Source organism: Exiguobacterium sp. TNDT2 (assembly GCF_003331145.1).
Classification (GTDB): domain Bacteria; phylum Bacillota; class Bacilli; order Exiguobacteriales; family Exiguobacteriaceae; genus Exiguobacterium.
Window position 1 is genome coordinate 22,887 of the sequence record NZ_QLVE01000019.1, and the last position, 6,691, is coordinate 29,577.

The following is a 6,691-nucleotide window of genomic DNA, read 5'->3' on the forward strand; positions in this document are numbered from 1 at the left end:
TTACTGCTCTTTCTTCTCAATTTCTTTCTTGTCTTTCTCATCATGTTCGTTCATCATGCCACTCGTGGCATTTTTGAACTCACGGAGCGTTTGTCCAGCGGCGCGGCCGAACTCAGGCAATTTCTTCGGCCCGAAGATGATGAGCGCGATAATCGCGATGACAAACAGACTTGCTCCGCCTGGAATACCGACGACGAGTGACGATAATAGTAATTCCATTATTGATGGACCCCCTCAGCAGATGGATAGTGTTGCATAAAGTAAATGAGCGACTGGAGTTCGATCGACAAGTCGATATGATGGACGCGGACCGTATCCGGCACAGTAAGCCTCGCCGGCGTGAAGTTCAAGATGCCTTTGATGCCGAAGCGGACCAAGTCATCCGCAACAGGCTGTGCATAGGCAGACGGTACCGTCAAAATGGCGACGTCAATCTTGTTTTGCTTCATGATCTGTTCCATCTCATCAACGTGATGAATCGGGACACCGGACATCGTCGTGCCGACTTTTGTCTCGTCTGCGTCGAACCCGACGACGATATGTGTGTTATTGTTTTTAAGGAAGTTATAGTTGACGAAAGCTGTCCCGAGATGACCAACCCCGACCAAGGCGACGTTCGTAATCTCGTCCTGATTCAGTGTCTTACGGAAAAAGTCTAACAGATACTGTACGTTATAGCCATATCCCTTTTTACCGAGCGCACCGAAGTACGAGAAATCACGACGGATCGTGGCCGAATCGACCTTGACCGCCTCACTCAGTTCAGCAGAAGAGACACGCTGTTTTCCTGATGAATGCAGGCTTTGAATAAACCGATAGTATAGTGGCAACCGTTTGGCTGTCGCTTGTGGAATCTTTGGTTCGTTTTGACTCAACGGAAAGAGCCTCCTTTTTACGACGCGTTTCAAACGAATCTAATGTCATACACCTTGATTGTAAACGAATTCACATGACCACTCAATGAATATACCTGAAATGGGGAAGAAATAAAGTATACTAAATAGAGAGAAAGGGGTTTTTTCACTTGATCCTACTGCAAGTCAATAACTTATCGAAATCATTCGGCGTCGAGCCGATTTTAGAGAACGTCAAATTTGAAATACAAGAAGGCGAACGCGTCGCCCTCGTCGGCCGAAACGGTGCCGGCAAGTCGACACTGCTCAAAGTCATTGCCGGGGAATACAACTATGACTCGGGCGACATCATGAAGCCGAAAGACGTGACGATCGGCTATCTCGCCCAAGACTCGGGGTTAGAGTCGAACGAGACGATTTGGAACGAGATGCTCACCGTCTTCACCGATTTAATTGAACAGGAAAAAACGCTCCGCCGCATGGAACAAGACATGGGATCTGAGCGCATCTTGAACGATTCGGCCGCCTATGAGCGCCTGCTGTCGTCTTATGATGAAGAACAGCATACGTTCAAAGACCGCGGTGGCTATCAATACGAGGCGACGATCCGCTCCGTCCTTCACGGGATGCGCTTCTATCCGGACGACTTCGAGCGCCGCATCGATACGCTCTCTGGTGGACAACGGACCCGCCTCGCCCTCGCGAAGATGCTGCTCCAGAGTCCGGACCTGCTCATCTTAGATGAGCCGACGAACCATTTGGACATCGAGACGCTCGGCTGGCTCGAGAAGTATTTGAGCGGCTATAAAGGCGCCGTCCTCATCGTCTCCCACGACCGCTACTTCCTCGACCGCGTCGTCTCGGTCGTCTACGAGCTGTCACGCCACCGGAGCCGTCGCTTCGTCGGCAACTATACGAAATATCTCGAACAGAAGGCCGCGATCTATGAGCAAGAGAAGAAGCAGTTCGAGTCGCAACAAGAAGAGATCGCCAAGATGCAGGACTTCATCCAGCGCAACATCGCCCGGGCGACGACGACGAAACGGGCCCAGAGCGTCCGCAAACGTCTCGAGAAAGTCGACCGGATGGACGCTCCGGACGGTGACGAGCGCAGTGCCGTCCTCTCGTTCGAAATCAAACGCCAAAGCGGGAACGACGTGTTGAGCGGCAGCGACCTCGCCATCGGTTATGAGGAGCCGATCGCCCAGCATCTCCGCTTCCAACTACAGCGCGGTGAATCAGTCGCCCTCGTCGGTCCGAACGGGGTCGGCAAATCGACGCTCCTAAAAGTGTTGACGAAACAACAGCCGGCCCTCACCGGTGACATCCGCTACGGCACCGGCGTCGAGATCGGTTACTACGACCAGGAACAACAGAACTTGTCGGACGCCAACCGCGTCATCGACGAGATTTGGAACGACTGGCCGCTCATGCGCGAACAAGAAGTGCGGAGTCTGCTCGGTCAGTTCCTGTTCAGCGGTGACGACGTCATGAAACGTGTCCACGAATTGTCGGGTGGGGAACGGGCCCGTTTGACGCTCGCCAAGTTGAAGCTCGAGCAACCGAACTTGCTCATCTTGGATGAGCCGACAAACCACTTGGACCTCGACTCGAAGATGATCCTCGAGAACGCCCTCGTCGACTATCCGGGCACGATCCTGTTCGTCTCCCACGACCGTTACTTCATCGACCGGCTCGCGACACGTGTCTTAGAGATCACACCGAACGGCATCGACGAATACCTCGGCGATTACTCGTATTACGTTGAGAAGAAAGAAGAACTTGAAGAACTGGCCCGACTCGCCCGTGAAGAGACGAAACAAGTCATCGTCAAAAAGCAGCGCGCCGACAAGGAACAACAACGCGAGGAGCGCCGGATGAAACAACGGATCGAGGAGATCGAACTCACGATCGAACAACACGAGGCCCGGCTCGAAGAAATCGAGCAACTGTTGTGTGAACCGGACGTCTTCAACGACTTCGCCCGGGCACAGGAACTGTCGACCGAGTCCGACGCGACGAAAGAATCGATCACGGCGCTGTATGCAGAATGGGAGGAGCTCCATTCATGATGCGATTCCGTGCGATGCGAATCGAATGGATGCACGCCTTCCTGACTGGTCTCGCCTACATCGTGCCGACGGGGACGGAGTACGTATCCGAACTGATTCGTGGGGAACCAACCGTCGTCCCGTCGTTCCTGTTTTATTTCCTGCCGGTCGTCATCGGCTTCATCATCCAGACGTGGAGCGGGATTGTCATCAGCTTGTTGAGCGGTCTGCTCATGAGCACGCTCTTTATCCGCCTCGTCGTCTGGCCGGTCGATGTGACCGTGCACAGCTTTTACACGCCCGGCTCGGTATGGGGCCACTTCTATCAGTCGACGCTCCTCATGTGGGTGCTCGCTTTAATCGTCTTTATCGTGAGTTGGGTGAATATGTGGTATAAACAAAAGAAACGTCATCCGGACGTATAAAAACAGGGAAGCCGTTCTCCATGATGGAGATTAGCTTCCCTGTTTTACGTTTAGAAGTAACGCAGCGGTTGGAAACCGCGCGTGTGGAAGTCGAGCTTGATGCCGTCTTCCGTGATGAAAAACACGTACTCGTTCGTATCGACGTCACGGACGAACACTTTATAGAACGTGAGCGTCTCCTCACGGTTCGTCACATATTTTGCCTCATGCGTCGAGATCACTTGGGCGAACAGTTGCTGTTCGTCAAACTCGTTGACGATGTCCTCAAACTTCGCCGCCTCTTCTTCGGTCGCTTCTCGTCCCGGTGCGATCTCATAATATGCGTCGCTCGCTTTCGGCTGAACGCCGAGGTTGCGGTCGACGACGATGACACTTTCGATATTTTGATCGTCTAGGCTCTTATAGCCATACAACGTCTCGACGAGCGTGTTCTCACCCGTGACCCGGCCGATGCCTTCGAGCGATTCCGCTCCCGTGAGCGACCGGACGCGTGTCGCTTTCGGCACGATTTCTTCTTGATAGGCGATATTATAAGCGCGGATGATCTCCCGTACTTGCAAAAACGTCGCGACGACGAGCAGTACGACAAGACCTCCAATGATTATGCGTTTCATCATCTGTATAGTTTCCCCCTAGACTGTCATGCTCTCTTCTAAGGATAACCCAGGAACCGCATTCATTGCCAGTGTATCGCGCTTTCCGCGCACATACGCGTGATGTGCCGCGACCCCAATCATACCGGCGTTGTCTCCGCATAGATCAAGTGGTGGGATGACGAGGCAGATGCCTTCGCGGTCCGTCGCTTCTTTGAGCGCAGTGCGGAGTCCACGGTTGGCCGCAACGCCACCTGCAACGAGCAGTTGTTTCGCGCCTTTTTCTTTCACAGCACGAATCGCTTTCTCGACGAGCACTTCGACGACACTCGCTTGGAAGCTAGCCGCCAAGTTTTCAGGGATGACCGTCTCCCCGCGCTGTTCGGCGTTGTGGACGGCGTTGATGACCGACGACTTGAGCCCGCTGAAGCTGAAATCGAAACTTCCCGCTTCAAGCCGAACCCGTGGGAACTTGTACGTGTCTTTCCCATCGGCTGCGAGACGGTCGATGGCAGGTCCACCTGGGTAAGGCAGACTGAGCGTCCGTGCGACTTTGTCATATGCTTCTCCGGCCGCATCGTCACGTGTCTCACCGATGACTTCGAACACACCGTGCTCGGGCATATAGACGAGTTCCGTGTGCCCGCCCGAGACGACAAGACAGACGAGCGGGAACTCCATCTCCTCGACGAGTTCGTTCGCATAGATATGTCCGGCGATGTGGTGCACGCCGATGAGCGGTTTATTATGGGCGAAAGCGAGCGCTTTGGCCGCACTGATTCCGACGAGGAGTGCCCCGACAAGACCCGGTCCTTGCGTGACCGCGATGGCGTCGACGTCTTGCATCGTCACACCCGCTTCACTGAGGGCGTCATCGATGACGTAGGTGATCCGTTCGACGTGGTGACGCGAAGCGACCTCGGGCACAACCCCACCGAACCGTTTATGACTTTCAATCTGCGACGAGACGACGTTCGATAAAAGCGTCTTACCGTCACGCACGAGCGCAACGGACGTCTCATCACAGCTCGACTCAATCGCGAGGATGAGCGATGTGTCCATCTGTTTCACTTCCTAACTTTGCCCAGTAAATATAGGCGTCTTCATTATTGTCTTGATAGTAGCGTTTCCGACGTCCGGCATTTTCGAACCCGAACTGTTCATACAACTTTTGGGCACCGATATTCGAGACGCGCACTTCGAGCGTGAGCGCCGCGAGTGACTTCGAGCGAGCGAATTCAACGAGTTGCGTCAAGAGCAGATTGCCGATACCTCGCCCGCGATATTCCGGTAAAACGGCAATGTTCGTGATATGCCCCTCGTCCACGATTTGCCAGACGCCGACGAACCCGACGACGCGACGTTCATGGACGGCGACAAAATAGACGGCCTGCTCATTTTTGAGCATCTCGTTCATGAACGCTTCTTTCGTCCATGGGATAGCGAACGAAGCTTCTTCGACTTTGGTCACTTCTTCGACGTCGAGCCAGTTCATGCGCCGGATTTTAATGTCAGCCATTGTTTTGTCCCTCGAGCCATTTCGCTTCCGCTTCAGCAAGACGGAGATACTCGGGCTCAAACGCATGGATATCATTCGTGACTTCACCTAAGGCGACGAGATCGCTCGCCCGGCCGTAACTATGTGCAGCCGGTGCTTCGATATAATCGTAAGATGCGAGTACATCGCGGAACGGCTCGACGTCGCCGACGACGACGAACGGTCCTGTGATGTTGGCTTTAAGCCAAGCAGCGACCGAGGCGTGACGGTCTGGTGTGACGGCCTCGTTCTGTTGATAATGCCCGATATAGGCATTGCCACGACGGGCATCGATGAGCGATACGACCGGGAGCTCCGTATTCGGGGCCGCCGCCATGAGACGGAGTGCCGAGACCCCGATGAGCGGGATTTGCAGTGTATAGGCGAGCGTCTTGGCTGTCGTGACACCGATGCGAATCCCCGTGTATGAACCTGGTCCTGTCGTCACGACGATGCGTTCGAGTTCGGTCGGTGTCCATTTAACCGCATTCATCAATTGTTCAATCATCGGCATAAGTGTGACGGCATGGTTTTTCGAGACCATGACCGTCGCCTCGGCTTGAATCTGCCCATGCTCACTCAAGGCGACAGATAGACGTGTCGTCGACGTGTCAAGCATGAGTTGTTTCATGCGAGCACCTCCTTCACGAGCGCATCGTACGTGTCGCCGACGGGTACGAATGTCAGTTGACGTTCCTCGTCCCCAATCCGCTCGATCGTAATAGCGATCCGTTCCGTCGGCAGTGACGATTCGATCAAGTTCGACCATTCGACGATGGCGACGCCATCACCGTTGATGTATTCTTCAAGGCCGATATCGTCCCCCGTGTCTTCGAGACGATAGACGTCCATATGGTAGAGCGGCAAGCGCCCTTGGTATTGTTTCATGATCGTGAACGTCGGGCTGTTGACGTTACGCGTGACACCTAGGCCTTTACCAAAGCCTTGGGTGAACGTCGTCTTGCCGGCACCAAGGTCCCCGTCCAACGTTATGACCGTTCCGGCTTTGACGAGCGTAGCGAGTTTTTCTGCCACCGCCTGCGTCTCGGCCGCAGAATGGGTAATCAATGTATACATGATGTTTCTCCTTTAGTAGTTCTAGCGATACGTACTCATTGTACACTCAATTTTACGCAAAAAAAAACACGAAACGTCATCGTTTCGCTATCTCATTGAAAAAATTGGTTGCGGGGGCTGGATTTGAACCAACGACCTTCGGGTTATGAGCCCG

General features: G+C 53.9%; 9 protein-coding genes. 2 read left to right on the top strand and 7 right to left on the bottom strand.

The genetic code is table 11. From position 1 onward, the window contains the following. The gene (locus DPV68_RS10215; protein ID WP_034781411.1) at positions 1 to 219 is read right to left on the bottom strand and encodes a twin-arginine translocase TatA/TatE family subunit; all 219 of its coding nucleotides are present in this window, start codon (positions 217 to 219) and stop codon (positions 1 to 3) included. Continuing rightward, positions 219 to 875, bottom strand: coding sequence for a redox-sensing transcriptional repressor Rex (locus DPV68_RS10220; protein WP_029596207.1), 657 nt, complete (start codon positions 873 to 875; stop codon positions 219 to 221). The genes DPV68_RS10215 and DPV68_RS10220 overlap by 1 nt, the downstream gene beginning before the upstream one ends. A 149-nt stretch (positions 876 to 1,024) precedes the next feature. On the opposite strand from DPV68_RS10220, the gene DPV68_RS10225 reads away from it, so the two are divergent. Both DPV68_RS10225 and DPV68_RS10230 read left to right on the top strand, forming a co-directional pair. Further along, positions 1,025 to 2,926 (top strand): ABC-F family ATP-binding cassette domain-containing protein, encoded by a 1,902-nt coding sequence (locus DPV68_RS10225; protein ID WP_114166726.1) that lies wholly within the window; start codon positions 1,025 to 1,027, stop codon positions 2,924 to 2,926. Beyond that, positions 2,923 to 3,330 (top strand): hypothetical protein, encoded by a 408-nt coding sequence (locus DPV68_RS10230; protein WP_114166727.1) that lies wholly within the window; start codon positions 2,923 to 2,925, stop codon positions 3,328 to 3,330. The genes DPV68_RS10225 and DPV68_RS10230 overlap by 4 nt, the downstream gene beginning before the upstream one ends. 50 nt (positions 3,331 to 3,380) lie before the next feature. On the opposite strand, the gene DPV68_RS10235 is transcribed toward DPV68_RS10230, so the two are convergent. From DPV68_RS10235 to tsaE, 5 genes are read right to left on the bottom strand one after another with little or no spacing between them, the layout of a single operon-like run. Then, positions 3,381 to 3,944, bottom strand: coding sequence for a hypothetical protein (locus DPV68_RS10235; RefSeq protein WP_232819596.1), 564 nt, complete (start codon positions 3,942 to 3,944; stop codon positions 3,381 to 3,383). Positions 3,945 to 3,962: 18 nt separating this feature from the next. Continuing rightward, on the bottom strand, positions 3,963 to 4,985 hold the full coding sequence (tsaD, locus tag DPV68_RS10240) for a tRNA (adenosine(37)-N6)-threonylcarbamoyltransferase complex transferase subunit TsaD (protein ID WP_114166729.1): 1,023 nt from the start codon (positions 4,983 to 4,985) through the stop codon (positions 3,963 to 3,965). Further along, positions 4,957 to 5,442, bottom strand: a complete 486-nt coding sequence (rimI, locus tag DPV68_RS10245; protein ID WP_114166730.1) for a ribosomal protein S18-alanine N-acetyltransferase — start codon at positions 5,440 to 5,442, stop codon at positions 4,957 to 4,959. Before rimI ends, tsaD begins: the two co-directional genes overlap by 29 nt. Further along, positions 5,435 to 6,091, bottom strand: coding sequence for a tRNA (adenosine(37)-N6)-threonylcarbamoyltransferase complex dimerization subunit type 1 TsaB (tsaB, locus tag DPV68_RS10250; protein ID WP_114166731.1), 657 nt, complete (start codon positions 6,089 to 6,091; stop codon positions 5,435 to 5,437). Before tsaB ends, rimI begins: the two co-directional genes overlap by 8 nt. Continuing rightward, complete coding sequence (tsaE, locus tag DPV68_RS10255; protein WP_114166732.1) at positions 6,088 to 6,537, bottom strand: tRNA (adenosine(37)-N6)-threonylcarbamoyltransferase complex ATPase subunit type 1 TsaE; 450 nt, start codon at positions 6,535 to 6,537, stop codon at positions 6,088 to 6,090. The genes tsaB and tsaE overlap by 4 nt, the downstream gene beginning before the upstream one ends. Between the last annotated feature and the right edge of the window lie 154 nt (positions 6,538 to 6,691).